Annotated in this window: 32 protein-coding genes and 1 pseudogene; 13 read left to right on the top strand and 20 right to left on the bottom strand. The window is 49.1% G+C overall.

Annotation, left to right across the window (positions count from 1 at the left end):
* The first annotated feature begins 18 nt into the window (after nt 1-18).
* Nucleotides 19-747, top strand: coding sequence for an SDR family oxidoreductase (locus P403_RS0100510; protein WP_029330139.1), 729 nt, complete (start codon nt 19-21; stop codon nt 745-747).
* A gap of 41 nt (nt 748-788) precedes the next feature.
* Here the strand turns inward: P403_RS0100510 and P403_RS0100505 are convergent, their stop codons facing one another.
* The 4 genes from P403_RS0100505 to P403_RS0100490 all read right to left on the bottom strand — a co-directional run bounded on the left by P403_RS0100505 (nt 789) and on the right by P403_RS0100490 (nt 3,491).
* Nucleotides 789-1,784 carry an LLM class flavin-dependent oxidoreductase gene (locus tag P403_RS0100505; protein WP_029330133.1) on the bottom strand — a complete coding sequence of 332 codons (996 nt, stop codon included), beginning with the start codon at nt 1,782-1,784 and terminating at the stop codon, nt 789-791.
* Between the two features lie 67 nt (nt 1,785-1,851).
* Nucleotides 1,852-2,544 carry an ABC transporter ATP-binding protein gene (locus P403_RS0100500; RefSeq protein ID WP_029330131.1) on the bottom strand — a complete coding sequence of 231 codons (693 nt, stop codon included), beginning with the start codon at nt 2,542-2,544 and terminating at the stop codon, nt 1,852-1,854.
* A gap of 99 nt (nt 2,545-2,643) precedes the next feature.
* The gene (locus tag P403_RS0100495) at nt 2,644-3,030 is read right to left on the bottom strand and encodes a hypothetical protein (protein ID WP_029330129.1); all 387 of its coding nucleotides are present in this window, start codon (nt 3,028-3,030) and stop codon (nt 2,644-2,646) included.
* Between the two features lie 47 nt (nt 3,031-3,077).
* Nucleotides 3,078-3,491 (bottom strand): Rrf2 family transcriptional regulator, encoded by a 414-nt coding sequence (locus P403_RS0100490; protein ID WP_029330126.1) that lies wholly within the window; start codon nt 3,489-3,491, stop codon nt 3,078-3,080.
* Nucleotides 3,492-3,623: 132 nt separating this feature from the next.
* Between P403_RS0100490 and P403_RS0100485 the strand changes: the two genes are divergently transcribed.
* Nucleotides 3,624-4,250: an NAD(P)-dependent oxidoreductase gene (locus P403_RS0100485; protein ID WP_029330123.1), complete on the top strand. Its 627-nt coding sequence runs from the start codon at nt 3,624-3,626 to the stop codon at nt 4,248-4,250.
* A 63-nt stretch (nt 4,251-4,313) separates the two neighbouring features.
* Here the strand turns inward: P403_RS0100485 and P403_RS0100480 are convergent, their stop codons facing one another.
* Together P403_RS0100480 and P403_RS0100475 are read right to left on the bottom strand one after the other, a co-directional pair.
* Nucleotides 4,314-4,736 (bottom strand): hypothetical protein, encoded by a 423-nt coding sequence (locus P403_RS0100480; RefSeq protein WP_029330120.1) that lies wholly within the window; start codon nt 4,734-4,736, stop codon nt 4,314-4,316.
* 129 nt (nt 4,737-4,865) lie between these two features.
* A complete protein-coding gene (locus tag P403_RS0100475; protein WP_029330117.1) occupies nt 4,866-5,348 on the bottom strand; it encodes an NUDIX hydrolase in 483 nt (160 codons plus the stop codon).
* Between the two features lie 106 nt (nt 5,349-5,454).
* Between P403_RS0100475 and P403_RS0100470 the strand changes: the two genes are divergently transcribed.
* Both P403_RS0100470 and P403_RS0100465 read left to right on the top strand, forming a co-directional pair.
* The gene (locus P403_RS0100470) at nt 5,455-5,814 is read left to right on the top strand and encodes a hypothetical protein (RefSeq protein WP_029330114.1); all 360 of its coding nucleotides are present in this window, start codon (nt 5,455-5,457) and stop codon (nt 5,812-5,814) included.
* A gap of 12 nt (nt 5,815-5,826) precedes the next feature.
* The gene (locus P403_RS0100465) at nt 5,827-6,552 is read left to right on the top strand and encodes a site-2 protease family protein (protein WP_029330111.1); all 726 of its coding nucleotides are present in this window, start codon (nt 5,827-5,829) and stop codon (nt 6,550-6,552) included.
* Nucleotides 6,553-6,630: 78 nt separating this feature from the next.
* Here the strand turns inward: P403_RS0100465 and P403_RS0100460 are convergent, their stop codons facing one another.
* Nucleotides 6,631-7,050 carry a universal stress protein gene (locus tag P403_RS0100460; RefSeq protein ID WP_029330103.1) on the bottom strand — a complete coding sequence of 140 codons (420 nt, stop codon included), beginning with the start codon at nt 7,048-7,050 and terminating at the stop codon, nt 6,631-6,633.
* A gap of 18 nt (nt 7,051-7,068) precedes the next feature.
* Nucleotides 7,069-8,532 (bottom strand): SulP family inorganic anion transporter, encoded by a 1,464-nt coding sequence (locus tag P403_RS0100455; RefSeq protein WP_029330102.1) that lies wholly within the window; start codon nt 8,530-8,532, stop codon nt 7,069-7,071.
* A gap of 170 nt (nt 8,533-8,702) precedes the next feature.
* Here P403_RS0100455 and P403_RS0100450 point away from each other — a divergent pair, with 170 nt between their 5' ends.
* The gene (locus P403_RS0100450) at nt 8,703-9,245 is read left to right on the top strand and encodes a recombinase family protein (RefSeq protein ID WP_029330101.1); all 543 of its coding nucleotides are present in this window, start codon (nt 8,703-8,705) and stop codon (nt 9,243-9,245) included.
* 107 nt (nt 9,246-9,352) lie between these two features.
* Here the strand turns inward: P403_RS0100450 and P403_RS0100445 are convergent, their stop codons facing one another.
* On the bottom strand, nt 9,353-11,020 hold the full coding sequence (locus tag P403_RS0100445) for a methyl-accepting chemotaxis protein (protein WP_029330100.1): 1,668 nt from the start codon (nt 11,018-11,020) through the stop codon (nt 9,353-9,355).
* Between the two features lie 123 nt (nt 11,021-11,143).
* Here P403_RS0100445 and P403_RS0100440 point away from each other — a divergent pair, with 123 nt between their 5' ends.
* Nucleotides 11,144-11,707: a DedA family protein gene (locus P403_RS0100440; RefSeq protein ID WP_029330099.1), complete on the top strand. Its 564-nt coding sequence runs from the start codon at nt 11,144-11,146 to the stop codon at nt 11,705-11,707.
* Nucleotides 11,708-11,743: 36 nt separating this feature from the next.
* Here the strand turns inward: P403_RS0100440 and P403_RS0100435 are convergent, their stop codons facing one another.
* The 4 genes from P403_RS0100435 to P403_RS0100420 form a co-directional block, all read right to left on the bottom strand.
* Nucleotides 11,744-12,958, bottom strand: coding sequence for a chloride channel protein (locus P403_RS0100435; RefSeq protein ID WP_029330092.1), 1,215 nt, complete (start codon nt 12,956-12,958; stop codon nt 11,744-11,746).
* A 24-nt stretch (nt 12,959-12,982) separates the two neighbouring features.
* Entirely contained in the window at nt 12,983-13,324 is a 342-nt protein-coding gene (locus tag P403_RS0100430; RefSeq protein WP_029330090.1) for a potassium channel family protein, read from the bottom strand.
* A gap of 4 nt (nt 13,325-13,328) precedes the next feature.
* Nucleotides 13,329-14,381 (bottom strand): DUF389 domain-containing protein, encoded by a 1,053-nt coding sequence (locus P403_RS0100425; protein WP_029330087.1) that lies wholly within the window; start codon nt 14,379-14,381, stop codon nt 13,329-13,331.
* Nucleotides 14,382-14,449: 68 nt separating this feature from the next.
* Nucleotides 14,450-15,397: a cation diffusion facilitator family transporter gene (locus P403_RS0100420; protein WP_029330084.1), complete on the bottom strand. Its 948-nt coding sequence runs from the start codon at nt 15,395-15,397 to the stop codon at nt 14,450-14,452.
* Between the two features lie 340 nt (nt 15,398-15,737).
* On the opposite strand from P403_RS0100420, the gene P403_RS0100415 reads away from it, so the two are divergent.
* Entirely contained in the window at nt 15,738-16,628 is an 891-nt protein-coding gene (locus P403_RS0100415) for a GGDEF domain-containing protein (RefSeq protein WP_051667260.1), read from the top strand.
* A gap of 166 nt (nt 16,629-16,794) precedes the next feature.
* Here the strand turns inward: P403_RS0100415 and P403_RS16230 are convergent, their stop codons facing one another.
* Nucleotides 16,795-17,436, bottom strand: a complete 642-nt coding sequence (locus P403_RS16230) for a zinc dependent phospholipase C family protein (protein ID WP_051667258.1) — start codon at nt 17,434-17,436, stop codon at nt 16,795-16,797.
* A gap of 20 nt (nt 17,437-17,456) precedes the next feature.
* Complete coding sequence (locus tag P403_RS0100405) at nt 17,457-18,314, bottom strand: alpha/beta fold hydrolase (RefSeq protein WP_029330078.1); 858 nt, start codon at nt 18,312-18,314, stop codon at nt 17,457-17,459.
* A gap of 103 nt (nt 18,315-18,417) precedes the next feature.
* On the opposite strand from P403_RS0100405, the pseudogene P403_RS16350 reads away from it, so the two are divergent.
* Both P403_RS16350 and P403_RS0100395 read left to right on the top strand, forming a co-directional pair.
* Nucleotides 18,418-19,070 (top strand): annotated as a pseudogene (locus tag P403_RS16350) (HAD family hydrolase).
* 23 nt (nt 19,071-19,093) lie between these two features.
* Complete coding sequence (locus P403_RS0100395; RefSeq protein WP_029330076.1) at nt 19,094-19,522, top strand: GNAT family N-acetyltransferase; 429 nt, start codon at nt 19,094-19,096, stop codon at nt 19,520-19,522.
* Here the strand turns inward: P403_RS0100395 and P403_RS0100390 are convergent.
* The 5 genes from P403_RS0100390 to P403_RS0100370 form a co-directional block, all read right to left on the bottom strand.
* Nucleotides 19,497-20,411: a hypothetical protein gene (locus P403_RS0100390; protein WP_029330075.1), complete on the bottom strand. Its 915-nt coding sequence runs from the start codon at nt 20,409-20,411 to the stop codon at nt 19,497-19,499. The genes P403_RS0100395 and P403_RS0100390 overlap by 26 nt on opposite strands.
* Nucleotides 20,408-20,935 carry an RNA polymerase sigma factor gene (locus P403_RS0100385; RefSeq protein WP_051667254.1) on the bottom strand — a complete coding sequence of 176 codons (528 nt, stop codon included), beginning with the start codon at nt 20,933-20,935 and terminating at the stop codon, nt 20,408-20,410. The genes P403_RS0100390 and P403_RS0100385 overlap by 4 nt, the downstream gene beginning before the upstream one ends.
* A gap of 70 nt (nt 20,936-21,005) precedes the next feature.
* Nucleotides 21,006-21,584 carry a nucleotidyltransferase family protein gene (locus P403_RS0100380; RefSeq protein WP_084157596.1) on the bottom strand — a complete coding sequence of 193 codons (579 nt, stop codon included), beginning with the start codon at nt 21,582-21,584 and terminating at the stop codon, nt 21,006-21,008.
* 19 nt (nt 21,585-21,603) lie between these two features.
* Entirely contained in the window at nt 21,604-22,404 is an 801-nt protein-coding gene (locus tag P403_RS0100375; protein ID WP_029330068.1) for a phosphotransferase enzyme family protein, read from the bottom strand.
* A 12-nt stretch (nt 22,405-22,416) separates the two neighbouring features.
* Nucleotides 22,417-22,653 (bottom strand): hypothetical protein, encoded by a 237-nt coding sequence (locus tag P403_RS0100370; RefSeq protein WP_029330065.1) that lies wholly within the window; start codon nt 22,651-22,653, stop codon nt 22,417-22,419.
* 101 nt (nt 22,654-22,754) lie between these two features.
* Here P403_RS0100370 and P403_RS0100365 point away from each other — a divergent pair, with 101 nt between their 5' ends.
* The 4 genes from P403_RS0100365 (at nt 22,755) to P403_RS0100350 (ending at nt 26,188) form a co-directional block, all read left to right on the top strand.
* Complete coding sequence (locus P403_RS0100365; RefSeq protein ID WP_029330062.1) at nt 22,755-23,753, top strand: NADP-dependent oxidoreductase; 999 nt, start codon at nt 22,755-22,757, stop codon at nt 23,751-23,753.
* A 45-nt stretch (nt 23,754-23,798) separates the two neighbouring features.
* Nucleotides 23,799-24,209, top strand: a complete 411-nt coding sequence (locus P403_RS0100360) for a nucleoside 2-deoxyribosyltransferase (protein ID WP_029330059.1) — start codon at nt 23,799-23,801, stop codon at nt 24,207-24,209.
* Nucleotides 24,210-24,362: 153 nt separating this feature from the next.
* On the top strand, nt 24,363-24,953 hold the full coding sequence (locus P403_RS0100355) for an ArsR/SmtB family transcription factor (RefSeq protein ID WP_029330056.1): 591 nt from the start codon (nt 24,363-24,365) through the stop codon (nt 24,951-24,953).
* Between the two features lie 17 nt (nt 24,954-24,970).
* Nucleotides 24,971-26,188, top strand: coding sequence for an MFS transporter (locus P403_RS0100350; protein ID WP_051667252.1), 1,218 nt, complete (start codon nt 24,971-24,973; stop codon nt 26,186-26,188).
* Nucleotide 26,189: the final 1 nt, after the last annotated feature.

Here is a 26,189-nt window from a genome sequence, read left to right as displayed (position 1 = left end):
TACAGGAGGTTATCAATCATGGCTGAAAACAAAGTCGTCATCATTACAGGTGCATCAAGTGGGATCGGGGAAGCAACCGCAAAATTACTTGCGAAGAACGGTGCAAAACTGGTCCTCGCGGCACGGCGTGAAGATCGTCTGAAAGCATTAAAAGAAGAAATCGAGCAGCTCGGTGGTCAAGCGGTCTATCAAGTGACGGACGTGACGAAGACGGAGCAACTCGACCAACTCGCGAAACTGGCGCAGGAGACGTACGGATCTGTCGACGTCCTCGTCAACAATGCCGGTCTGATGCCGTTATCACAACTCCATAAAAACAAGCAGGATGAATGGGACACGATGGTTGACGTCAACATTAAAGGTGTCCTTTACGGAATCGGGGCTGTCCTTCCGTACATGCGAAAACAAAAATCAGGGCATATCATCAACATCTCGTCTGTCGCAGGTCACGAAGTCATGCCGTCAAGCGCTGTCTACAGTGGAACGAAGTTTGCCGTTCGTGCGATTACGGAAGGTCTCCGGAAGGAAGAATCGGTCGACAATAACATTCGGGCGACAATCATTTCACCGGGAGCCGTCGATACGGAGTTAAAAGACCACATCACGGATGAAGACATCAAACAAGGCATCGGCAACATGCAAGCAATCGATGCCGACGCGATTGCTCGTGCAATCAACTATGCCGTCAGTGAACCGGACGATGTGTCCATCAATGAAATCCTGATTCGTCCGACATCACAAAAATAAGCGGAGTATACAGGAACGGCCGACACATCGTCGGCCGTTTTTTAGTGCTGTAACATCTGTTCCGCGATCAACCGATACGATTCAAGTCGGTTGTCTTGGTCGTAAGCATTATTGATTAACAAAAATTGATCCGTCCCGTACCGGGTTGCCAACTGTTCGAGTACTGCTTCGACTTCCGTCGCCGTTCCGACGATGGTCCGGCGTCGGTCGTGTTGGATCCGTTTTAATTGTTCTGGGTTCCAGTCCTTCGTCCCGACGGTATCAAACGACGGGACAATCGAATTTCCGAGTCGGATCCCTTGAATCCAGGCATCTTGCGTCGTTGCTAACTGTTCTGCTTCTGTCGCCGTTTCGGCACAGACCGCAAACACACAGACAATGACCGTCGGCTCCTCGAACTGCGCACTCGGAATGAACTGCTCGCGGTATGTCCGTAATGTCTCTTCCCAGCGGTCCGGATTGATGAAATGACCGAAGACAAGCCCCATCCCCCGCTCTGCCGCGAGCCGTGCACTGTTCGGTGACAGACCGAGCAAGTAGAGGGGAGCCGTTCGCGTGACGCGCGGCGTCGTCTTGACGATTCGAAACGGATGTTTTGCGGACAACGAATCAGTTAAAAAACCGGACAATTCATCCATCAAGCGTGGGAACTCAGAATACTTATTCGCTTCCCCGTCCGTCAAGGCACTTCGTGTCCGCTCACTCCCGCCTGGTGAACTGCCGATTCCGAGTTCGATCCGTCCCGGATAAAAGGCTTCGAGCGTCGAAAAGTTTTCCGCGACTTTTAACGGGCGGTACTGCGGTAACAGGACGCCACCCGTCCCGAGCTTGATCGTTTTTGTATCACTCCCCATCCGGGCAATGAACAGTTCAGGTGTCGCGCTGAGTAAGCCATTCGTATTATGGTGTTCGGCGAACCAGTAGCGCTCATAACCGAGCTGCTCTGCTGCTTCGACGAGTCGTTTCGTGTATCGCATCGTCTGTTCAATCGTATCCCCTTCATGGAGCGGGACTTGATCGAGTATACCTAGTCGCATCGTGCGTCGCCTCCTTTACTCGTTAAGTGTAAAGGGTCGACCGTCCGAAAACAAAATCGGTGCTCCGTCAGACTGTGACGAGACGCGAATCCGCGATGACGAGTCCGTCCTTCATCTCGATTTTTCGATTGGCGCGGTCGGCAAGCTCCGGGTCATGCGTGACGAACAGGACACCACACCCTTTTTCAGCGTTCAACCGTTTTAAGAGTTGGAAGATGATTTCCCCGGTTTCCGTATCGAGGTTTCCCGTCGGTTCGTCTGCGAGGAGCCATTTGGGCTCATGGACGAGCGCACGGGCGACGGCGACGCGTTGCTGTTGTCCGCCGGAGAGCTGGGACGGCAAGGAACTGGCTTTTTCTGCAAGACCGACTTGCTCGAGTAAGGCGAGTGCCCGCTCCTTCTTATCATAGGCGACTTTTCTACCGAATAACGGGGCCATGACGTTTTCGAGCGCCGTCAGCGTCGGGATCAAATGAAACTGTTGGAAGATGAACCCGACGTTCTCGAACCGGAAATCCGATAACTCTTTACTCTTCAGTTGATTGATCGGTTGGTCACCGTACAGCAGTTGCCCCGTCGTCGGACGGTCGAGTGTCCCGATCAGACTGAGTAATGTTGATTTTCCCGATCCAGACGGTCCGATGATGGAGATGAAATCCCCTGCGTCGAGCGTCAGATTGACATCGTCAAGCGCTTTCGTTTCGATCCCGTCCCCAGTAAACGATTTTCCGATCGCCTGACATTGAAACGTATCTTTCATACTAAATTCCTCCTTCTACTCGTTGCGTACTGAGTTAAATTCGCTCTCCATTTGGAAATTCCTGCAAAATAAAAAACGACCTTACGGATAAAGGTCGTTTTACGTCGAGATGGAAGGCTGCTTCAATCGTTTAATGCACACTTCATAGGGAATAACATAAAGTAGACAGGCGATTAAAGCAAAGCGGATAATCCCTGACAAGTTTAACTGAATATCGAGAGAAGACGCGGCGAATGTTTGATAGCCGCCAATGAACAATAAAATCGAAAGTGCGAGTGTCGTCAAGTAAATTAAGAGGCGTAATGGTAAGCTGTGACGACTCGCAATCCACAACATCGGAATTCCGAATAAAAATGAAAAGAGCGTCACCGCAAATGTCCCGAATTGATACAGGAATTCATTTTCTAAGTTATTTAGTAAGGCATAGCTCGTAAAAAATAAAAACGATAAAATCACACTTACAGCAGAGTAACTGATCAAGCGCATCGTTTATCCTCCTTTAAATCCGCTAGCGGGTTTAAGCTTGAATGTCATTATTTTGCGCCAAGTCGATGAATGACATCGGCTAATGTTTCTGCCGCTAGTTCTGTTTCTAACGCCTGTTGTGCCCGACTGAATGTCGTCTCGAGCGTTGTCTGAATCTCGCGACCGATCGGACAGTCCGGATTCGGGGACTCATGTATCATGAATAAGTCTTCTTTTGGTTCAACGGCACGGTACACCATCAGCAACGTGATATTTGCCGGTTCTTTCGTCAAGATGGCTCCCGTCCGCCCTGCCTGTGTCTTGAGCAGTCCTGCTTTTCGCAGGAGACCGGTCAGGCGACGGATAACGACCGGATTCGTGTTGACACTTCCAGCAATCATTTCGGAAGACAAGGGCTCGCCTTTACTTGAACTGATTAAAGCAAGAATATGAACCGCGACCGCTAATCGACTGTTAATCATTTTTTTCACCACCAGTACTATCAGTTTAGTGAGCAGAAGTTTTTTTGTCAATTTCCTTGACAACGAAAAATTCTGTAACTAAAATAATTACAGATATAAGGCTTACATTCATTTTGAAGGAGGAGATTGTTGATGAAGGTTGCAGTGATTGGAGCAAGTGGGAAAGCAGGACGAACTATTTTACGGGAACTGGCAGAACGGGGACATGCCTTGACGGCCATTGTCCGAAATGTAACCCGGACGACGCACGACGCTGTCCTTGAAAAAGATGCGTTTGCCTTGACGAAGGACGACCTGTCGGGATTCGACGTCGTCATCAATGCGTTTGGCGCAGCGCCTGGAGATGAACTGCAGCATGTCGAACTCGGCCGGCATTTGATGGAGGCATTATCCGGTACGGCGACGCGTTTAATCGTCGTTGGCGGAGCCGGTAGCCTGTTCGTCGACCGGGAACAGACGACACGCTTGGCGGATACACCGGATTTTCCGGAAGCATACCTTCCGACGGCGAAAAGTCAGACGCTCAATTTGATTGATTTGGAACAGACGACCGACTTACACTGGACGTTCGTCAGTCCGGCAGCCTTCTTTGATCCGGAAGGTGCAAGAACAGGTACGTACCAACTCGCTTTAGACGTCTTGACCGTTAATGCAGCAGGTGACAGTTATATCAGTTACGCCGATTATGCTGTCGCAATTGCGGACGAGGTCGAACACAATCGCCATGATAAAGAACGCATTTCAGTTGTCTCGAAGTAACAGATAACGCCCGACGTCCTGATTAAAAGGACGTCGGGCGCTTTTTCTTCAATTCTACCTGTATCACTTCACATACTGATTTTCCTTAAACGCCTTTTCCAACACATCTTCAATTTCTACTTTCATTTCATCTCTTCTCTTTCTCTCCTCTTCAACAATCACAGCATCAAACTTCTCTTCGAATTCTTCTCTCACTTTTCTTTTCTCTTCTTCTGTCATCTTTTCTGCCAACCATTCCATTCTAATCAAACTCTCCATAGCCATCGGGTATTTTTCAACCAGAGCCCCCGCATAATCATCATACTTGCTGGCATCCATTTCGATTTCGCGCATACCATTTCTCCATGTAGCAGGGCGTGTTTGAATCTTAGCTTCCTCAAATCTATCTTTTCCTTTTTCACTTTGCTCTCTCGAATGATCAATCACAATCAGAAAGACCAATCCAACTAGCATGAAAATAACAGACATCATAATCACATAACCCATATCCCTACCTCCAATTTCCTTTATCCTACCAATTTTCTTTATTCTACCATTTTCCGATTAGATGTTTCAAAAAACAAAAAATCAAAAAGAAAAGTCTTAGTTTCAGCTAAGACTTTCTGAATGCTCGATTTAATCCTTTACTTCAAAGGAGTTATGTAATGCCCAAATCGTAGTACCTAATTCCTCCAGTAAGGCATGTGCCCGTTTTTCAATGTTTTCCGGGAGCGCTTCTTGACCGAAGTATGCCAAGTCAAAACTTTCGTCATCATTGATTTGTAAAGTACCGGAAACCTCTTGCGCGTGGAACAGGTGGATTACACTATCCGTTTGGTCTCCATTCGGATATGTGAACTGGTAGCGAGGCCCGGACCGGACACCGACGAGTTCGACCTTGTCCGTCACAAGTCCCGTTTCTTCATATAATTCCCGGATTGCGACTTCTTCTAATGTTTCCCCGAGTTCCATCGAGCCCCCCGGTAATCCCCAATCGTTTGTATCCGAACGGTGCTGGAACAAAAGTTGACCTTGTTCATTGATGACAAGGATTGTCGCACCGACGCTGATGATCGGTCGACTGCCGATGAATTTTCTTAATTCTGTTATGTAGCCCACGTGTTGTCCTCCTTCATTATGGTTGCTTCCAATTTCATTATACCCTCTTTTGTAAAATACTGTATGATATGAAAGTCAGTTCATTTTACCAAAGGAGTGGATTTTCGTGAAGTCTTTTCCTGAAGAACTAGACCTGTTGTCGTTATTTTCAGTAGAACCGGATGCACCGGTTCCGCTCTTCTATTACGACGAATCGACGTACCGCTTTCAAAATGCCGTCGAACAGTTTATCGTTCGCCTGACACCGGCAAGCGGTCAGTTTTCCCTTCAAGTCAATCAGCGTTCCGACGGTCGACTGCTGTCGAGTATGTCCTTACAGGCACTTTCGTCATTTGAAATCATTCAAGACGACCGGGAAGCTGCACGGATTTTACTGACCTTGGAACAAGACGAAGTCGTCCAAACCATCGAAATCGACGTTCGTCCGAAGTTTCGTCTCATCTTTCAAGAACAATTAACGCGTTAAAAGGAGCGAATCATGTCGTATTTCGTATTATTGGGGACTTTTTTGCTGGCGACGCTCCTCCATGAACTCGGGCACGTCGCAGGTGCCAAGCTCGTCCGGATACAGGTCCGCACCCTGTCAGTTGGGTTCGGTCCCGTTCTCGCGCGGACAACATACCGTGGAGTCACCTACCAGCTTTGTTTGCTGTTACTCGGAGGTTATGTCTTACCGGTTGACGCTGCTGTCAATCGCGCTAGACGGATCGTCTTCGTCGCTTCGGGACTAATCATGAGCATCGTCCTCGTCCCGCTTGCTTGTCTCTCGGTCCTGCAAATCATGAATCCGGCACAATCTCTAGTGGCCGGGTGGTATCACCTGATAACACCGTGGGTCACGTATCCGGTTCACTTCCTGTTTGATAGTCTGCCGTCTCTTTTGCCGGACGGTCCTTACACCGTGACGGTCCTGCTTCAGTTACTCGCTGCGACGAGTCTCTTTCTCGGATTGACGAACTGTCTTCCGCTGATCATGCTCGACGGCGGACAACTGCTTTTGCTGCTGTTTGAAGGTTGGTTTCCCGTGTTGCGGCAACAAGAGCGCAGATTACTCAAAATCAGTTATGTCCTGCTCGGCCTATTGATTGCCGTCCCGATTCTCATTGTATTCGTCAAACACATCGAGACGACGTATCCGATTCTGTTGGTCGGTGCCTTCATACTTTACCGCGTCGTCAAACTGTCTCCGGGCATGCGCCTTTAAAATCAAAAAACAGACCACTTTGTGTGCAACGGCAACAAAGTGGTCTGTTTTTTGTATAGAGAATATCCCCTCGTCCGGTCATTTGACGATCATGACGGGGCTTTTAACGCGTTTCGCGACTTTATGGCTGACGCTGCCGAGGACCATTTCCTGAAGCGAGTTCAACCCGCGGCTACCGATGATCGTCATATCCGTCGGCTGCTGATTCGCATGCTCGACAATGGCCGGCCCCGGCTCCCCGCGGAGGATTGTAACGTAATAGGACACCCCTGCCGCTTCGAGCTTTTCTTCGACCGGTCCGAGCTTTCGTCGCCGTGCGACTTCGAGCGCTCCGCTTCCCTCCGAATGCAAGACTTCTTCGCGTGCTTTCGCGAAGTCCGCGACGAACACGACCTCAATCTTGCTCGATTCATTCAAGCGTGCGAGTTTAATCGCCTCTTCCGCTGCACGGACAGAATGGTCAGAACCGTCGACGGCTAATAGAATATGATTGTACATACAAATCACTCCTTCAGGTTAATGGGGGGAGGACTTCGAATCCGGTCGGTTATGAATTGCCAAGCGATCGACGAGACGTTTACTTTCCGGATTCAATCCAAGGATCGTGATACTATTCTGATTCGACATCAAGCGTAACATTACCTTGTCGATGGCACCGACTCCTGAATCATCCCAGATTTGTGTCGATGAGAAATCGATGATGATCGCAGTATCGTGGACCTCATAATCAAAAGATGCGATGAAGTGATCGACGGAAGCGAAGAAGAGGGGTCCCTGGACGGTATAAATCGTCTGATCCTTCTCCTGTCGTTTGGCGACGTTGATTTTTGAGACTTTCGCGACAAAGAACAAGGCGCTCAAGATGACTCCAGTGATGACTCCGATTGATAAATCATGTGTTGCGACGACCGTGATGACCGTCGTCAACATAACAATCGCATCGGCTTTCGGTGCCTTTCTGATATAGGTGAAGGACGACCAATCAAATGTTCCGATTGAAACCATGATCATAATCCCGACAAGAACCGGCATCGGAATTTGAATGACCCAGTTGCCAAGGACGATGATCAAGAACATTAAGAACAATCCTGCGACGAGCGTCGAAAGTCGACCACGTCCCCCGGATTTAACATTGATGACGGATTGACCGATCATCGCACATCCAGCCATCCCTCCGAAAAATCCGGTGACGAAGTTCGCAATCCCCTGCCCCCGTGCTTCGCGGTTCTTTTCGCTCTCCGTTCCCGTCATGTCGTCGACGATCGTTGCCGTCAGCAAGGATTCGAGCAATCCGACGATCGACAAGGCGAGTGCGTACGGGAAGATGATGCGGAGCGTCTCGAATGTGAGCGGGACGTCTGGTAGGAAGAACGATGGCAATGACCGTTCGATTGTTCCAAGATCTCCGACCGTCCGTAAGTCGAAGCCGAAGTAAATCGTCAGTCCAGTCAAGACGATGATGGCAACGAGCGGTGCCGGAACCGCGTTGAACAAGCGCGGCAACAAATAGATGATGGCGAGTGTGATGCCGACAACGACATACGTCAACGTTGAAATCCCGACGAAGTGCGGGACTTGTGCCATAAAAATCAAGATTGCCAGTGCGTTGACGAAACCAATCATGACGGCTCTCGGGATGAACCGCATGAAACGGGCAATCTTCAAGATACCGAATACGAGTTGAATGACACCGGTTAAAATCGTTGCTGCTAATAGATAATCCAGTCCGTGTTCCTTGACGAGCGGGACCATCAGGAGTGCCATTGCACCGGTCGCTGCCGATATCATTCCCGGTCGTCCGCCGACGAAAGCGATGATGACGGCGATACAGAACGAGGCATACAAGCCAACCATCGGATCGACACCGGCAATGATCGAGAAGGCGATCGCTTCCGGAATCAATGCGAGGGCGACGACGATTCCCGCTAAAATATCGCCGCGGATGTTTGAGAACCATTGTTCCCGGAGTGTCAAATTCATCAATTTCGTTCCACCTTTCCTTTCACCCCTACAGGGTTTCCCGTATACTAAGGGTGACCCGAATGGGTGGTTTCGTTGAATGTCCGTTAAGCGTACCACTTAAAGTCTCATAATGGAACTTTTTTGGGACGGTTGATTTTACGATTAGTGTACGATGTGAGGAGAATTTTATGATTATCAGTTATATGCGTCCGTTTTATGAAGATCCGGAATGTATCTTTCAAATGGAAACCGTTCAAGCCTTCAGACCCGAACGTCAAGTCATCGAAGAACACGCTTCGTCCAAACGACGGGAAGCGCTCGAACACTTAATCGCTTCACTAGCGCCGGGGGATGTGGTCGTCGTCTCGCAACTTTATGTCTTGGCTGACTCGTCACGCCATTTGATTGAATTGCTTGAACAAATCGAACAAAAACAAGCATACCTCGTGACAATCCGGGAACAAATCGATACCCGCGAACCGCTGACGCATTCGTTTCGAGAACTCGTCGAACATCTTGTCGCCCTCCAAAGCGATGTCGTCAGTATGACGACACGACAAGGATTGACGAAAGCGAAGGCGGACGGGAAACAGACGGGCCGCCCGCGTAAAGCAGATGCCAATGTCAAACGGGCAATCGAAATGTACCAAAGCAAACAGTACAACCTCGCTGAAATCCGTCAAGAAACGGGGATTAGCAAAAGTACGCTCTACCGCTATTTGGAGCAATGACTAGAGACCTGTTAATCAAAACCGTGTTTCCTTCCGAAGTGACAGGAAACACGGTTTTTTCATATCTTACTCCGTGCTTACGTTGGAGTGTGTCTTGGTTTTTTTGTTTACCGTCTAGTCAAGGTGTCGTCACTTGCATCAATCGCTCGTTCAAGGAGTTGGACCTGTTGATGCATCGTATCCCCATGACGTTTTAACTGTTCCTGCCGCGCGATGTTCACATTCATTTGATCACCCAGCGTCTTTCCATACGTTTGTAACGTCAGTAAGGTGTGCTGGATGGTCTCGAGGTGCGAGACGACTGCTGGATTCACCGTATTGACCGCATGGCGTTCCAGCTCGACGTGCCGTAATGCTTCTTCAATCCGGGATGAACCGGAAAATAGCTGGGTCATCCCGTCCGTCGCTTGACCTAACTGTTGGAACGTGTCATCGATGTGTGTCGTCATCTGGCTTAAATCGCCTTCCATCGTCGTGACACTCGCTGTCAATTCGTCGTTGGCTTGATTGATGCTCCGAATCAAGTGCGTCACGTCAAGCGATAGCAGTTCGACTTCTTTTGCGACGATTGCGAAACCGCGCCCCGCTTCACCGGCGCGCGAAGCTTCAATCAAGGCATTGAGTGATAACCGTCGTGTCGCCTCAGCGACGCGTTGAATCTGCTGAATGGAGTGGTTCATCGAATCGTTTTTTTCACGCGTGCTGTGTAGTGACCGTAAGACAACATCGGACGACGTATGTAACGTCTGCGTTCTGATTTTCAACGCATCAAGAATGCTTTCTTCCTGTACGATCTCCGACTGGAACTGAACGAGCGTCCGTTGACTCTCTTGTAGTGATTGATTCATCCGTTCTAATGCTAACGAGGAGGTGTGCAGGAGTTGATCTGTTTCTTCGACGACAGATTCCACTTCCCGTGAATGGGTGGTCAAGGAAGTGGCGACTTCTGAGATCGCCGTCACCGACTCCTCGGTTGCCGATAGCTGGGTCATGAATTCCGGTTGCATCTGCTTGAGCTGGTTACTCGTGTTGCCCAGTTCACCCGTCAAGCTTGTGATTTGGTTCATCAATTGATTGTACTGGAACACTAACTGTTCGACCTCAAACGTGGTGGTCTTAAGGGAGAGCGGCCGATAGTTCCGTTTTGCGTTCGCTTCTTCAATCTTCAGCGAGAGGACGGATAATGGGGTCAGCTGTTGTTTAATCCGGAAGCGGATCAGCAGACTGACGAAAAACAGGACTGCGAGGCTTAAGGTCCCGAGTTCGAATGCCAGTGCCTTGGCAGGACCGATCAGTTGATCCCGGTCGACCGATAAGAAGACGATTGTATCGAGTTCCTGAATCGTTTTCGCTAGGATGAACCGGTCTCCATGCGTTACCGTCGTGACGGTTTTCGTTTTTAAGTCGCGCCGGACGGTGGTTTGCTCAGTCTGCGTTAATGCAATTGCCGGGAAAACCCGATCTTTCGAACGGAACGTTTCGAACGCAGCTTCATAATCATCTTGCGCAAGATCCGCCAACTGCTGATTTTTTGTTCGTTTCACTGCTTGATCCCGCGCTTTATTCGCTTCCGGATAGGTCAGCGCAATCGCTTTGACGCTTGTATCGAGCATCGTCAACTCCCGTTCGAGCCGTTCCGTCACTGACTTCGTCGATGTCTGATATACTTCATAGACGCTCAGTAAACTAATCGTCAGTAAGCCGATTCCGACTAACGGAATTAACCACCCGTTCAATTGTTCACTCAGCAATCGTTTTCTTTTTCTGGGTCTCATGGTGTATCATCTCCTCGTCGATTCTATCGGAGATGTCGACCGTTTCATTTATGAAGGGTGTGTAACGATTCCGTAAACTTCTAGCGCGCCCTGCCGCTATACGACTTCGAGAGGAGAAATGACATGACAAACTGGCAATTCTGGATGGACCAGTATGGGTATCTCGGTGTCTTTCTCGCCCTGTTCGCCCACTTTATCCCGACCGAACTGATCATGAGTTATGCCGGCTTTTTAGTGGCGACGAATCAGCTGTCCTACGTCTTGATGCTCGCGACGGGCGTCATCGGTTTCATCCTGTCGCAACTCGTTTTGTATGGTCTCGGCTACTTCGGCGGTGAACGGCTGCTGCATGCGCTGACGAAGTGGCTTCACGTACGTCCGGACCGTTTGCAACGCGCCGAACACAACTTACGCCAGTATGGTGGCTGGTACCTGCTCTTGTCCCCGCTCTGGAAAACGGTTTTTGCGTTTGGTGCCGGGACGGTCCGGATTCGCTTGACGACATTTTTACTTTCGACGGCACTGTCCTTTACGGTCTGGTCCTTGCTTTTCATGACGAGCGGTTATTATTTACAGGAGCGCTGGAATCTCATCGCTACGTTTGCCATGAAACACGTCTCTTGGATGGTCGTGTTCGTCGTGCTTTCTGTGCTCGTGATTCGTTGCTGGAGCAGGAAAAGAGATTGATTGAGAAAATCAAGGATTGCATGATTGGTCTGACGTTTACTTGATACTTCTTTCGATTCGAATCGAGGTTCGTTTAATCAAGATTGCGACGAATAAGATGAACGGGAAGAATTGGAGTGGGAACAAAAATAATAACAACGTCGCCGTGACGAAAGGCTGTTTCAAAATGACGGTACAGCTCGCAGCAACGGCGACGGCAACGAGTAGCCCGGGTGTATACGGAAACAAGACGGCAAACGCGAAGCCGATGGAGGTACTCGAGAAAATCGCCGGAAAGATTTTCCCGCCCCGCCATCCGAATGAAAAACAGATATTCGTCAGCAAAGCTTTTCCAAGCGCAAGCAAGACTAAAAAGAGAATGGATTGATCGAGCGCTTCTTTTGAGAAGTCTAATAGTTCATGTTCACCGGAAAATAAAAAATACGGGGACCAGATACCAAACAAACCGATGGCGAGTCCGGCGCTGATCGCGAGTCCGAGCGGTGATGAATATTTGATTGCAAGCTGGTCCGTCCATCGACCAAGAAGAAGAAACACTGCTCCAAAACCTGCCCCGATGAGGATTGCCGGGACTAAGAAGTAAAGGACTTCCCGCGTCCAATTGACTTCGGGGGTACTGATACCGAATACGGAAGTACTCGGGAAAAGACGGTTCAACAACGTAAACGCTAAAATCCCGCATGCTGTCGTAATCCCGTACAAGAGGGCTTTCGTCAGTTTTGATTGAAAACGACGTTCTGCGATTCCCTCTTCGATCGCTTCACTGACACCGACGAATGGTGCATAAAATATCGTCGCTAACATCGCCCCGATTCCGAGTTCAAGCAATTGTTCCTTTTTATGAATCGTCCATGTCATCCGGTCGCCGATCCATGTCATCAATCCTCCTAAAATACTGACGAGTGCCGCTTCCGGACCGAGACTTGCCCCGAACGTCAAGACAAGTAGCGCCGCGCTACTGTTTTTAATAATCGCCCCTTCATACGTAACACGTCCGGTTTCCTGAAATTCATGTAATGTTTCGTGCATCGTCTTCGGATAGTCCCCGATGTACTTTTGAAACAGTCCAATCAACACCCCACCCGTCGCTCCCATCCAGAGCGGGTACCAGGTGCTGTCAAACGTTTCCGGTAATGTCGTCCACACGAGATGAATCAATGCGTTGACAATTCCTAAAAAAAGTGACGCGACTACACCGACGAGAATCCCGAGTAAGCAACTGTAGAAGATAAAAACCAGATTGAACTTCACATCATTTCCCTCCTCCTTTAGACCTCATTTTGGCTTCCGTTTCGTTTGGTGAAATTCTTTTAACGCCCGATTGAAGTTGGCGATGACGGCACTGATGACCCCGATGCCAAGCAACACGTAAACCATCGAAAAGATTTTTCCGAGTGGCGTGATTGGATGAACGTCACCATAGCCAACCGTCGTCAATGTCATGACCGCTAAGTAGACGGAATCGAGATACGTCAATTTTTCGACGCTATGATAGAAGAACATTCCGACCGCGAGTAAGAAGACGACGGAAAACATGACCGCTTTCTGTTCTTCTTGGCGAAACAGGATTCGGACGACATGAAACATGTTTCGCATCAATATGAAAAAGGCAATCATCGAATCAGTCCTTTAATTGGAATGGAAGTCCATCAAGATTGAATGACCGGTTGCTGAACCAGCTGGATTGACGCAACCGTTCTTCGAGATAACGGTCCAGGACGGCTGCTGCCTGTTCACCTGTCAAGGCGTTGATGTCCGGGACTTGATTGATCACTAAGTTCGTATCCGCTAATCCATAGTCCGGTAGACTCGATTCGATTGCCGTCACCTCTTCTTGAGACAGGCGTTTCCCGGTGACCGTCACCGTCAATAGTTCTTTTTGTTCATCATAGGACTGGTCAATCACCACGTTATCCGCGAACTGCTCATCGATTAACGACGTGATTCCGGTACTGATGAGACTTTCCTGGACTAACGTCACGGCAGAAAAAATACTGGGGATCGTAATCAGGATGGACAGGACGGCAAGCGCAATGTTAATGCGAGGGTTTTGGCGTTTGTTGGCATTCACTGCAGAGGCGATGCCCATGAACCGAATACCGATGAACGTCGCAATCGTGATGAAGCCGCAATTGATGACGAATAAATAACTCGATCCTAAAAAATAGTCCAAATTCATCGTCGCAATCGAATAGCCGACCGTACAAAGAGGCGGCATTAAAGCGGTCGCAATCGCGACGCCGGGGACGATGTTATTGCTGACTTTTTTTCGCGCACCGATGATGCCTGCCGTCCCGCCGGCAAACGCAATCACGACATCCCAAATCGTCGGTGACGTTCGTGCAATGATCTCATTACTTGCATACGTGATAGGTGAAATGGAAAAGTATAACGTTGCCACAATCAGACTGACAGACACTTGGACAATCAATAATTTCGTCGCACGTTTGAGGAGTGTTAAATCGGATACAGATAATGCAAATCCGACACCTAAGATAGGGGTCATCAACGGCGAGACGAGCATCGCGCCGATGATGATTGGAATGGAGTTCATGTTCAGACCGATTGAGGCAATGAAGATCGAACACATGAGAATAACAGAGTCGCTCGGTGTTACTTTTAAATCGGCATACATCTTCTTTTTAAATTCACTCGGCGAATAATGATGATCCATTATCTAATCAACTCCTTTAAAACAAAAGGACAGCTGCCGTGAACGATGCATGATGTTGATCCATTTAATTAATGGTGATGCGAATGAGGTGCGGCACTCCCCTCCAGTTCACAAAGCAAGGCATCACTATGCTCGTGATTCGCGGTCTCGATTTGAATCGTCGCATGATGGATATGTTGATCTTCAAGCTTATGCTTGATTTCCTGAAGTAACGCCGCCCCTTCAGCAATCGACATGTCCCCGTTCGTGACGACGTGACACGACAGGGCATTTAATCCACTCGTGATTGCCCAGACATGTAAGTCATGGACGTCGTCGACACCTTCTGTCCCTTGAATCGTCGCGGTGATGTCTTCGAGATTGACGTTCTCCGGGACACCTTCCATCAAAATATTGACGGCTGATTTCGTCACGAAGTAACCACTTCGTAAGACGAGCAGCGCAACGATGATACTTGCGAGTGGATCGGCCCAGTTCCAACTGAAAAACATGATGAGCAAGGCTGCTGCAATCGCACCAATCGAGCCGAGTGTGTCACTCAAGACATGGAGATAGGCACCTTTCATGTTTAGGTTTTCTTTGACGTCGCCGCCACGTAACATAATCCAAGCGACAAGCAGATTGACGAGAAGACCGATGACACTGACAATCAGCATCCCCGTCGAAGCAATCGCCGTCGGCTCTGTAAAACGACGAATCGCTTCATAAAAGATATAGAGCGAAATCCCGATTAAGGCGACACCGTTGATGACGGCAGCCAGGATTTCGAAACGTCTGTAACCGAACGTCTTACTGCCGCTCGCCGCCCGTTCCCCGAGCTTAAACGCGACGAGCGAAATCGCGAGTGACGCCGAGTCACTTAACATATGTCCGGCGTCAGCGAGAAGTGCCAAACTATTCGTCAAGTATCCGCCAATCACTTCAACGATCATAAATAGTGTGATGATGGAAAAAGCAATCAATAGCACACGTTTGTTTCCAGTGTGTGCATGGTCGTGCCCGTGGTCATGTCCCATTTCATTCTCTCCTTTAAAAAGTGTTGTCTGCAATTCGGACAGTCGATTGTCCGTAGATGCACGCGGAAAGGATGAAGCAGCTTCTTGTTTAAAGCAGATCGCAATCCGTTCAATTCCTCGTATATTAAGTAGTTCCTATCAAGACCATACCCGAAAAAGTCTGGAAAGAGTCACGTGTTTCCAATTTGTTTGAAAACAAGTCTTCTTTCAAAAGAGAGTCATTAAAACTAATGTTTCATCTACTAATTATTTAAATCCCCATTTACACATAAAAAAGTAAAAAATTTGCAAATTACGTGGTACGATATAGGGCATACAGATTAGAAGAAGGTGACCTTGCATGCTTATTTTAGGAATCGGTATCGGTATTCTTATGACGCTTGGCTTCATGAAACTCAAAAAATCAAACGCTGCTCCCCCACCATCAGTCGAACTGATTGGCCACCATACGAAAGATATCGTCTATGTGTTCGAAGTAAAACCAATTCAACGTTTTCGTTACATCAGCCCGTCACTTGACGAACATCTTGGTGAAGGAATTGTCGCTGCGAGTTACGCCGACCCCGCTGTCTGCTTCGAACGGGTTCACCCGGAAGACTTCGATCTTCTCGTCGCAAAAGCATCGGGAATAGGAAATTACGAGACACCCTTTTTGCAACGGTGGCGGACGAACGAAGGACATTATATTTGGTTCGAAGAATACTCGACCCCGATTTATGAGAATGGACAGCTCGTTGCTATCCAGGGAATCATTCGTAATGTCGAACGGGCTATATCTGAAAAACATAACTTGGAACAACGCTGTCGGACCGATGCTTTGACAGGACTCTATAACCGATATCAATTTGATAATATGGTACGGGAACTCGTGACGTGCGAACATGTTCCACTCGGCGTTCTGTTATTCGATTTAAACGACTTGAAGATTCAAAATGATCATCACGGTCATGCCGCTGGAGATGGTCTGCTCAAAACGACGGCTACGATTTTGAAAAATCACAGTCAAAACGTCTACCGCATTGGCGGTGATGAATTTGCAATCATCGAATCGCACTTGTCGTGTGACGAAATGGAGGCAGTTCGCTCAGCTATTCATACTGAGATGGCTGCGTCCCAAATTGCGATTGCCTCTGGTCTCGCGATGGGTGCTGCAGACGACATTGAGCAGCTCATCGCACAAGCTGATTCCGCAATGTATGCCGATAAATCAGCACAAAAACAATTGTCATGAACACGACATCACTCCTTCGGAGGAATTGGAAAAAACAGCTACGGTAGAAAGCACCTTAGCTGTTTTTTGATGTAATTCATGATTGTTTAACTTGTAGGAGAAAAGTGTTTTAAATATACTTGTTGTTTGTCTAATTATTTTTATTAAAATAGTACGGTAATTGAAATTAATAAACATTTTTGTCGTGCAACGTTCTGTTCGTTTTAATCCCTTCTGGCAATCGTTCCAGGCACCGTGACACGGATTGTTCGATGTACTGGATGATTTCGGAATCATCATCGGCATATACCTCTAGTGGTTCTCGTGATAGCGCTACATCGTGTCGAAAGTCGGCTTCTAATTCCGCGATCAGTGTCGGTAAATGTTGTTTGCCGTACCCTTCAATCTCAAAATACGGGATCGTCAACGGCTCGATCGTGAGTCCGTACTGTTTGATGATCCGTCCATTCAAGCGCTGAAAGTCACGGTAGGATTTTTCTAAATCTGTTTGCCACTGCCCGCGCGAGACGTACGCGGTCTTTTCCAAATAAAAATCCAACCAGACTTGATCAGATATTAAATGACAAAAGTAGCCGAGGTAAAACGGTTCTGTTCGTTTTAATTCATATGTATGCAAAAACCGGTCCAGGTTAATCCGGCTTTTCCCTGTCTCATCCACGTCCTTAAAGTGCGTTTTCCCTTTCGGTACACCCATCAGTCCGTGAATGTCCGGCGCGATCCCACCCAACAGAAAATCACTCCGGGGCTCCAGTTTCAGCGTGTCCGCGAGCAATGACGCAATACAGTAGTGCATGATTCGTGATCCCATATCGATTCACTCCTTTCGGCTTAATCGTGTGCACGCTCGTCGATTCGGTCGATGGCTGTAAGAACGGCTTCCGGTCGGTCCAGATGAATCGCGTGACTCGCCTGCTCAACAAAAAGTAGTTTGCTTTGAGTCGACAGGTCGGCCTGTTCGCAAATCAATCGTTCCCATGTGTCCTCAAGTAATCGTAGCTCCGCTTCCGGCAACCCCTCTTCGATTCCGCTGTTCACGGCCAGTTCCTTATCGCGTCCGAGCACGGCGAGCGGAAGATCCGCGAGACGACCGCGCCGTTCCAACGTAAGGGCGTCGTCCTGCCACCGTTCGATGGCTGTGGCCATTTCACTGTACAGCAACGGATCGGTTTCGAAGTCGAGCAGCTCTTGTTGGACGTTTACGGGTAACTGTTGTTGCTCCTGCGTCAGTTCCGGCTGGATGGTCTCGCATAAGGCGTGTTGTGTCATTTCCGCGTAACTTCGGCACTTGTCAAGCCAGACCTGATCGGTCGACAGGGCATCGAGGACCGGTAACGTCAAGGCATCCAGGTGCCGCAAGCGGACGGACGTCGAGTCGACGAGCACGAGTCCGCGCACATGCTCCGGATAATCGTGTGCCATCTGTTGCGCACACAGCCCTCCGTAAGAATGTCCGACAAGCAGGACCGGTTCCGTGACGCCTATTGTTTGAAGTAACTGTTTGAGTTGCACGGCAACCCCCGCCGTGCCGTGTTCAGTCGTGTTCTCCAATTCATGTCGGTGAAACGAGATGACACGAAACGTTTGTTTTAATGCTTCGATGATCGGATACCATTCGTGATAGCTGCAGCCAAGACCGGGCAGAATGACGAGCGGTCGTCCCGGCGTTTTTGTATCGAAATGAGCCATGATTTTTCCTCTCCTACTTAGATGAATTGTCGAAATAACTTTCTCTTGTTCAATTATTCCATTAATATGGAAATGGGTATACGGTTTATTAATCTAATTGGCGGTGATTGAAATTAAAAATATAACAGCAGTTGTGTTTGATTTAGACGGGACGCTTTTAAATCGTCAGCTGTCCTTAAAAAATTTCATCATGGGACAGTATCAGCGTTTCTTTAACGACTTCCAACCCGTTTCACTGCCGGACTATACGCGTCACTTTATCACACTGGACAACGATGGGTATGTTTCAAAAGATATCGTGTATCAACAGTTGCTGCAGAAGTTCGAGATCACGACGGTGACGTGGCGTCAATTACTCGACGATTACTTTGTTTCCTTTCCGAACCATTGCCTCGCCTATCCGGGTACGGCGGATATGTTAAAGGCGTTAAGAAAACAAGGTTATCTGATCGGACTGATTTCCAGCGCACCACTTTAGACGCTTTAGGAATAGCGGACTCTTTCGATTTCATCCTCATTTCGGAAGACATCGGAATCAAAAAGCCAGACCCGTTCATTTTCAACTATTTTTTAGAAAAGTGTGCCCTTGACGCACATGCGACCGTCTACATTGGCGACCATCCCGTAAACGACGTCTTCGGTGCGCAGCAAGTCGGGATGAACGTGATTTGGAAAAGAAACGGTTCGGCGCTACTCTCTCCTTGTACGGACTGGATCGACGACTGGGACGAATTAGGCACAGTGCTTCAAAATTAACTTATAGAACAGGAGTGTTTACCATGTCAGAACGACAATACCAAATCCGTCCCTACACGGAACAGGATTTCGAGGCGATTCAACGGTTGAATGCGGCTGAAGGCTGGAGTAATCTCGTCGCCCGGTCGGACGAAACGAAACGCGCCTTCGCGGCGTCGAACGTCACGTACGTCGTCGTCATCGACGGAACCGTTTCCGGCTACATCCGCGGCATGACGGATACGGCGATCACGCTCTACATCTGTGAGCTGTTGATCGCAGACAGTGCCCGCGGACGTGGACTCGGGCAAGCCTTGCTCGGACATGCCCACGCAAAGTACCCGGCGACGCGGCTCGAGATTCTCGCGAGCGCCTCGTCCCACTCGTTTTACGAACAACTCGGTTATCGTCCGTTTCATGGTTTCCGGAAGACGATTGATGCAGCGGTCACAACGCCTCCCACATCTCCTTAAAAGCGACCGGATCGACTTTAAAGAAGACGTCCAGTTGCGGATAGACGACGTAGCCGCCTGCGATCAGCCGCAGGGACACCGTGATGCCATCGGCTTGCGTCACGCGTAAGACCTTCATTCTGTCGGGATGCATGTAGTCCGCGACTTCTTTCGGGACTTCTTCGCGGATCATCGCATCACTTTGATACAAGGCATTCAGGAAGGCCCGGTACGGAAGTTCGACAGTCACCGGTCGTGCCGTTTCGGCGTCATTCCACTCGTCAAATGTCTGATAGGCGAAGTGCTTAACCGGTTGATCAAGATGTAAATCCTTAAAAAAATCGTTTCCCGTAGTCACCGTAAAACCCGTCTGGCGTTCGAGTAGCCAGACTTTTTTTCTGCCTTCTTCCTCCCCTACGGCAAACAGGCGTACGGACGGCTTGTAACCGTCGACCCGATACAAAATGACTGGTCCGAGGTTCGAGGCATTTTCGATGACATCGTCACCTGTTTCCTCAAGTGTTGCCGTCACGCGCTCCAGCCGTTCCCCTTGCAGGGTACGGACGTCATCCGTCAGCGGTGTCTCCATCGCCAGATACAGTTCCTGCTTGTAGACGAGTCCCGGGAGCATACTGCCCGCGGTCGAACTGTCCTCCACTTGTTCATCCTGCGTCCAGTCCGGAACGACGATTGCACCGTCTGTCCGAACGATTTCTGTCGCAGGCGGTGTCTCTCCCAGTAGCTTGCCTCCCCCGACCGTCAACAGGAGTGCTGCAACGAGTCCTGTCGCGACCTTACGTCCGGTGAAGCGTGGTCGCCGTGCCCGCTCCACGCCGGCGAGCAATTGACTGCGGACCTGTCCCCGCGGTATGTCGATCTTATCGATTTCCTGTTTGACCTGCTCGTTCATCCCGCCCCGCCTCCCGTCTGTCGTGTCTGAACCTTTTGTATGGCCCGGTAGAGTGTACTTTTGACCGTGCTGACCGGTATTTGCAGGAGATCGGCGACGTTTTGCAACGTATAATCCTCGTAATACCGTAAGAACACGATGGTCCGTTCCGCTACCGTGAGCACTTCGAGCAAGTCCTGCAGGTAAAGATCATTGACGAGTCGGTCCTCGAATATGACCGGTTCCGCTATCTCCTTCGCCACTGTCGCGTAGTCGACTCGGATTCCTTTGGTTTTCTTTAACATGTCGAGCGCACAATTGATTGCGATCCGCGTCAACCATGTTTTGGCGATCGTCGCGTCCAGTAACGTCTGGCGGTGTTTCCAGGCGCGATAGGCGACTTCCTGGACATTTTCGAGCGCATCCTGGTCATTTTTTAAGTACAGGTAGGACATTTTGTAAAGATAGGTATCATGACGCGTCAAAAACGTCAGAAACGCGTCATCATCAAACGCGGGTTGCCGCTTGTTTCGCCGACCGATCATCGCCCGTTCTCCCCTTTCTGTCTGTCACTACCTGTTAGACTGCGTAACCGACGGATTTCGTTTCAGCAATTTAAATTTTTTTTAATCCAGTTGTTTCATTTTCCGCTTCATGGACACCCTGCCAGTTCTTCACCCACTGTTTTTTCGCCAACCGCTTTCGGTAAATCAAATGCCGCGCCGGCGCTTGAAAGGGCTGCGTCGGCCGCAGCCGTTGCTGCAACAGATCACCAACGCCGTAGGCCGTGAAAAATTCGAGCTGGTTCGCTTGTAGCGTCAGACCGATCGCCGTCACCGTCTCCGGGAATTGTGCCATTGCGTCGCGGGACGACCGGTATGGCAGTAAGTCATTTTTGGTATGCATCCGTGCCTGATTTTTGACGGACCAAGGATAATCCGGCAATTGTTCGTTCAGTCGGGCTTCCAGCATTTGGTCAGTCGCTTCTGTCGTGTCCGATGTATCAAAATAGATGACGTCGATGTCTGCGACTGCTGTCGCTTCCTTTTGCTCTAACACATCCCAAACCTTCGCCCGGACATACCCGGCACAAATCCACCAGTCCGGTAAGTCGAGTCTCGCGACCGCCTCAAGAAGTATTCTTGTCTCCCGGTCCCGTTCAAACATTTGGGCGATATCTGTTTCCGTCTTCATTTGCACCACTCCCTCTTTCTTAATCGAACCACGTCACGCCATGCTGCTTGATAAAGGCAAGTTCTTGCTCATAATGCGTCGCGTGCCCCTCCTCAATCATCCGTTGGAACGCTTCCTCCCCGTCGGCCGCTTTCCGATGGATCGTCAACAGGAGCGCTTCAATCCGTAACAACAACGTATCAAACAATTGCTCTTTTAATTCCGGCATCCCGTAAGCCGCCAAAAAGATGTCGATACGCCGTTTGATCCGGTCTGGTCCCGTAACGGGGTCATAGTCGACTTGTCGCCCGTGTTCATCATGATGAAGCCGGCTGAGCGGGACGAACGTATACAACGTGTAGGCGATGTCCCAAATCCGTGGGCCGGGTGCCGCTAAATCAAAGTCGATGACGCCGATCGGTTTCTCGTCCTTAAAAATGACATTGTAGACGGCAAAATCATTGTGACAGATGACTGTATAAGGCAACGGCGTATTATCGAGCGGCTCCCATGACGCGGGTACTTCGAAGTCTGCCGTGGCATCATGAAACTGACGGAGTAACCGGGCCGTCTCTGCTAACACGGCCTCCGACCACATGTAGGCCTTGAGGGGATAGTTTCCCGCCTCCCCGTCAAGATACGACAGGATTTCCCGATTTTGCGGATCGATTCCGAGAAACCGGGGACTTGCCGGGTACTCTTTTTTCTCGAGGTGCACCAGCAGCCGGTGAATCCGCGGACTGTCCGGCTTTTGTTCCCGCCGGACCGTGTCGCCTGCGCGACTGACGGCAGAAACGTTTCCCCCTGTTAACGGTTGTTCCTGTTCGTCTTTCGTTGACATGATGTAACCTCCCTATCGTTTCGAATCAATCGTTGGTAAAAAGACGATGATGCCCGCACCAATCAAACAAATGAGGACATCACTGAACGTAACCGCTCCTATCTCAAAATCAAGCATCGTCCTGACAAGCTGCCAGACGAAAACGAACGTGATTGCTAAAGGAACGGTCCGTTTCAACCAGCGAGGTATACGAATCCATTCCTGTAATAACCGTTCTCCCCATTTCTTCAACACGTCACCTGCTTTCACGATTGGTTAATCCCATATTTTCCCTATCCAATTTCAGTATAGCATTATCGGAAGGCGTGATACACTGGTTAAAAAGACTTGTCAGAGAGGGTGGATGCTCGGTGAAAGCAATGACGATTGAAAAATATGGAAACGTACCACTCGAACTAACCGAACAGCCCCTTCCCGTTGTCTCGGCGCATGATGTCCTAGTCGAAATTCATGCCGCTAGCATCAATCCGGTTGACTTTAAGATTCGGGACGGCAAGGTCAAGCTGTTGGTTCCCTACCAGTTCCCGTTGATTCTCGGCAACGATTTTGCCGGCATCGTCACGAGGGTCGGTCCCGCGGTAACACAGTTTCAAGTCGGCGACGCCGTCTACGGACGCGCCGAAAAACAGCGGATCGGGACATTCGCGGAATTCATCGCGATTCATGAAGACCTCGTCGCACGAAAACCGGAGGCGTTATCGTTTGAAGAAGCAGCGTCGATCCCGCTCGTCGGTTTGACGTCCTATCAGGCACTTCACGACGTCTTACAAGCGACACCGGGTCAAAAAATCTTGATTCAGGCCGGTGCCGGCGGTGTCGGAACGTTCGCGATTCAACTGGCGAAGGCGATGGGGCTGTATGTCGCGACGACCGCCAGTCCTGCCGGTCATGATTTGGTCAAAGCACTCGGTGCCGATGAGATCATCGATTACCGGACCGTTGCGTTTGATGAGGTCTTACATGACTTCGATGGTGTCTACGATACGATTGGCGACGACACGCTCAGACGGGCCTTTAAGATTGTCCGGCCCGGTGGACAAATCGTTTCGATTTCCGGATTGCCGAATGGCCGGTTCGGCAAAGCGTACGGGTCCGGGGTTTTAAAAACGATGTTATTTCGTCTCTTGACGGTCCGCGAGGCCTTTCTCGAGCGGAAATACCGCGTCACATACACGTTTTTGTTCATGAAACCGAGCGGACGACAACTGCAGCACATCACGGAATGGATTGAAACGGGGCAAATCAAACCGGTCATCGATCGGGTCTATCCGTTTGAAGCGGCACAGGAGGCACTCGCGTATTCGGAATCCGGTCATGCGAAAGGGAAGGTCATTTTGAAGGTGAAGTAAGCGAATTAAGTTTTTTTGACAAGCCATGCTGAAAGGAGCAGACGGATGCAGTTTTATATCGGATCAAGCTTTGCAAATATCACGAATGTCCGGATATTACGGGATAAACTGATTGATCGCGGATTTTCGCTGACGTATGACTGGACCCAAAACGAACGGGCGACGAGTAAAGCGGCACTGCAAACGATTGGTCATGCTGAAAAACAGGCCATCACGCTCTCGGACTGCGTCATCATTTTACTGCCGGCAGGGAAAGGAAGCCACATCGAACTCGGGATTGCACTAGGACAAGACAAGCCGATTTTTCTCCATTGCGTTGATCAGACATATGACCGGTTCGAGACGACGAGTACGTTTTATCATTTGCCGGAAATCATCCCTTGCAGCGGGACGCTTGAAGAATTGACCGAATTGATCGTGCAGCATCACCAGCGGATGTCTGCTCGTGGATTGTAGAGGGTTCTCCTCTGCAATCTTTTTTTGTATCGGTAACTACTACATCTGGATTTTTTTGTAAGTTTCACTAGCTATTTTTTGCTGTTGCCGCTATGATTTGTTTAACGGTTAACTTTTATTAACCGGTTTATTTAATGATGAGAGGTGTTGGAAATGATGCAAAAATCGATTTTGATTTTAGAACACTATGAACAGCTGAAGGTCATCAGTGACCCGATGCGGACAAAGATGTTGATGCACTTGATTGAACAACCGCATACGGGTCACCAGTTAGCTCAAAAACTGGATGTCTCCCGGGCAAAAATCCTGTACCACTTACGTGAACTCGAAAAGTACCAGCTGATTGCATTGGTGAAAGAAGAGATTCAGGGCGGAAACGTCTTGAAATATTATCAATCCGTCGCACGCGGCTTTATCCCGGCTGATCATTTGCTTAATTTAGTTGAGACACAACAAGCGACTCGCCAGTCTTACCTTGAAGTCCTCGACCGCGCGAAAACACGTGTCCTGACTGCGCCGGACGACTCCTTTCAACCACGTTCTTCCGATGTCGAAGCGTGGACCAGTTTGTCCGTCCAAAAAGAAGTCTCGACGACACCACAAAAATTTTTAGAATTCACAAAAAAATACCGGCAGCTCCTGGCTGAGTTAGAAGATCAATGCGTGACGGAAGACGACAAAAAACTTTTTTATATCATGGCGACCGGGTTTGAAATCGATGAGGCATTGTTCGAGGAAAAATAACGGAAGGAGGAACGCTGATGTATGAACGCACGGTGAATGAAAATCATTCCTTTTTTCGAAACCGCTCCTTTCTTAGTCTTTGGCTAGCGAGTACATGTTCTTTTCTTGCACTATCGACTTACCTCTTTGCTGAACAATGGTATATCTTACGTGTGTTGCAGCAAGAGGCTTACCTCGGTATCGTCCTGATGTTGACGCTTCTTCCACGAATTTTTCTTATGTTGATCGGCGGCGTGATTGCTGACCGCTTCAAAAAGGCGATGATCATGCGCTTTTCCAGTCTATTCCGGCTAGGTTTTGTCATCGCCCTTTTGTTTGTCTATCAAAATGATGCCTTAGGAATCATTCAGTTGTCACTGTTCGCCTTTCTATTCGGCTGTATCGATGCGTTTTTTTCACCTGCCAGCTCCTCACTCCTTCCGTTACTCCTGTCATCCGAAGACTTAACACGGGCAAATGCCGTTGTTCAAACGTCGAACCAACTCGCCTTATTGTCAGGCCCGCTTCTCGGCGGGATTCTTTTAACGGCCTACTCGTTTACTCTTTTATTTGTTGTCGTCGGCTGTTTTTTGTCCGTGACGTTCCTTTGCTCGTTATTCATTAGCGAACGCCGTGTTGAACACCGACGTTCAACATCTGCAACGGCGGAACTTGTCGAAGGCGTCCGTTATGTTTTTTCTGAACCCTATTTACGAACGATTCTGTTCATCTTAATCATCATCAATTTTTTCTTTTTCGGCCCACTCTTAATGGGAATCCCGTTGTTAGTCGATGGTGTGCTGCACGGGCAAGCCCTTGATTTAAGTTATCTGCAAGGGGCGTATCAAATCGGGATGTTGCTCGGTGCTGCCTTCATAGGACTACGCAATATCAAAAGTCAGTCGATCCGCTTACTGCTTCTACTGATTGGTGGATTAGGCATCGGGTTAGGCACACTCGGTCAAATCACAACGGTCTTTCAAGGTGTCGTCCTGTTACTTATCATGGGGTTGATGTCCGCTGTCATCAATGTCTTACTCTTGACGACCATTCAAGCGACAAGTCAACAGCCGATGATGGGGCGTGTCATGAGTTTAGTGAATGCGGCATCGAACGGCTTAGTCCCGCTGTCGTACGCGTTAATCTCACTTTCGCTCTACTTTCATTTCACGATTGCATGGATACTCCTGTGTTGTGGCATCATGATCGTGATTACTGCTTGTTTTTTCTTCATACATTCAAGGAATGATCGTTAAC

Source organism: Exiguobacterium oxidotolerans JCM 12280 (genome assembly GCF_000702625.1).
GTDB classification, from domain to species: Bacteria; Bacillota; Bacilli; order Exiguobacteriales; family Exiguobacteriaceae; genus Exiguobacterium_A; species Exiguobacterium_A oxidotolerans.
This window is presented reverse-complemented; position numbering and strand designations above follow the sequence as displayed.

Coding starts and splice junctions, on each gene's coding strand:
- P403_RS0100445 (WP_029330100.1), bottom strand. CDS start 11,020: ATGAGACCCAGAAAAAGAAAACGATTGCTGAGTGAACAATTGAACGGG.
- P403_RS0100360 (WP_029330059.1), top strand. CDS start 23,799: ATGCAGTTTTATATCGGATCAAGCTTTGCAAATATCACGAATGTCCGG.
- P403_RS0100385 (WP_051667254.1), bottom strand. CDS start 20,935: ATGATCGGTCGGCGAAACAAGCGGCAACCCGCGTTTGATGATGACGCG.
- P403_RS0100415 (WP_051667260.1), top strand. CDS start 15,738: ATGCTTATTTTAGGAATCGGTATCGGTATTCTTATGACGCTTGGCTTC.
- P403_RS0100420 (WP_029330084.1), bottom strand. CDS start 15,397: ATGGGACATGACCACGGGCACGACCATGCACACACTGGAAACAAACGT.
- P403_RS0100510 (WP_029330139.1), top strand. CDS start 19: ATGGCTGAAAACAAAGTCGTCATCATTACAGGTGCATCAAGTGGGATC.
- P403_RS0100375 (WP_029330068.1), bottom strand. CDS start 22,404: ATGTCAACGAAAGACGAACAGGAACAACCGTTAACAGGGGGAAACGTT.
- P403_RS0100465 (WP_029330111.1), top strand. CDS start 5,827: ATGTCGTATTTCGTATTATTGGGGACTTTTTTGCTGGCGACGCTCCTC.
- P403_RS0100390 (WP_029330075.1), bottom strand. CDS start 20,411: ATGAACGAGCAGGTCAAACAGGAAATCGATAAGATCGACATACCGCGG.
- P403_RS0100405 (WP_029330078.1), bottom strand. CDS start 18,314: ATGGCTCATTTCGATACAAAAACGCCGGGACGACCGCTCGTCATTCTG.
- P403_RS0100460 (WP_029330103.1), bottom strand. CDS start 7,050: ATGTACAATCATATTCTATTAGCCGTCGACGGTTCTGACCATTCTGTC.
- P403_RS0100355 (WP_029330056.1), top strand. CDS start 24,363: ATGATGCAAAAATCGATTTTGATTTTAGAACACTATGAACAGCTGAAG.
- P403_RS0100350 (WP_051667252.1), top strand. CDS start 24,971: ATGTATGAACGCACGGTGAATGAAAATCATTCCTTTTTTCGAAACCGC.
- P403_RS0100440 (WP_029330099.1), top strand. CDS start 11,144: ATGACAAACTGGCAATTCTGGATGGACCAGTATGGGTATCTCGGTGTC.
- P403_RS0100455 (WP_029330102.1), bottom strand. CDS start 8,532: ATGAATTTGACACTCCGGGAACAATGGTTCTCAAACATCCGCGGCGAT.
- P403_RS0100505 (WP_029330133.1), bottom strand. CDS start 1,784: ATGCGACTAGGTATACTCGATCAAGTCCCGCTCCATGAAGGGGATACG.
- P403_RS0100430 (WP_029330090.1), bottom strand. CDS start 13,324: ATGATTGCCTTTTTCATATTGATGCGAAACATGTTTCATGTCGTCCGA.
- P403_RS0100480 (WP_029330120.1), bottom strand. CDS start 4,736: ATGGGTTATGTGATTATGATGTCTGTTATTTTCATGCTAGTTGGATTG.
- P403_RS0100380 (WP_084157596.1), bottom strand. CDS start 21,584: ATGAAGACGGAAACAGATATCGCCCAAATGTTTGAACGGGACCGGGAG.
- P403_RS0100450 (WP_029330101.1), top strand. CDS start 8,703: ATGATTATCAGTTATATGCGTCCGTTTTATGAAGATCCGGAATGTATC.
- P403_RS0100490 (WP_029330126.1), bottom strand. CDS start 3,491: ATGATTAACAGTCGATTAGCGGTCGCGGTTCATATTCTTGCTTTAATC.
- P403_RS0100485 (WP_029330123.1), top strand. CDS start 3,624: ATGAAGGTTGCAGTGATTGGAGCAAGTGGGAAAGCAGGACGAACTATT.
- P403_RS0100500 (WP_029330131.1), bottom strand. CDS start 2,544: ATGAAAGATACGTTTCAATGTCAGGCGATCGGAAAATCGTTTACTGGG.
- P403_RS0100425 (WP_029330087.1), bottom strand. CDS start 14,381: ATGGATCATCATTATTCGCCGAGTGAATTTAAAAAGAAGATGTATGCC.
- P403_RS0100495 (WP_029330129.1), bottom strand. CDS start 3,030: ATGCGCTTGATCAGTTACTCTGCTGTAAGTGTGATTTTATCGTTTTTA.
- P403_RS16230 (WP_051667258.1), bottom strand. CDS start 17,436: ATGGGATCACGAATCATGCACTACTGTATTGCGTCATTGCTCGCGGAC.
- P403_RS0100395 (WP_029330076.1), top strand. CDS start 19,094: ATGTCAGAACGACAATACCAAATCCGTCCCTACACGGAACAGGATTTC.